The 250-nt window shown below is 70.8% G+C and carries 1 protein-coding gene; it reads right to left on the bottom strand.

What is annotated here, in order from left to right; translation table 11 throughout:
* Nucleotides 1-250: methyl-accepting chemotaxis protein (locus tag R0J88_RS22230; RefSeq protein ID WP_410901205.1), on the bottom strand; the 250-nt coding region annotated here is incomplete at both ends.

The following is a 250-nucleotide window of genomic DNA, read 5'->3' as shown; positions in this document are numbered from 1 at the left end:
CCCGGCCGAAGAGGTCTGCTGCTGGGCCGCGTTGGAGATGCTCTGGATCAGCGCCGCCAGGGTCTTGGACACGCCTTCGATCTCTTCCAGGGCCACCCCGGCGTCCTGGGCCAGGCGCGCGCCGCGCACCGCTTCGGTGGTGGTCTGCTCCATGGAGATCACCGCCTCGTTGGTGTCGGTCTGGATCGCCCGCACCAGGGTCTCGATCTGCCGCGTGGCCGCCGAGGAACGCTCCGCCAGCCGCTGCACC

Origin of the sequence: Pseudoalteromonas sp. SIMBA_162 (assembly GCF_046535955.1) — a bacterium.
Lineage (GTDB): Bacteria > Pseudomonadota > Gammaproteobacteria > Enterobacterales > Alteromonadaceae > Pseudoalteromonas > Pseudoalteromonas marina.
The sequence above is the reverse complement of the archived record's forward strand: the minus strand, read 5'-3'. Positions and strand labels throughout refer to the sequence as shown.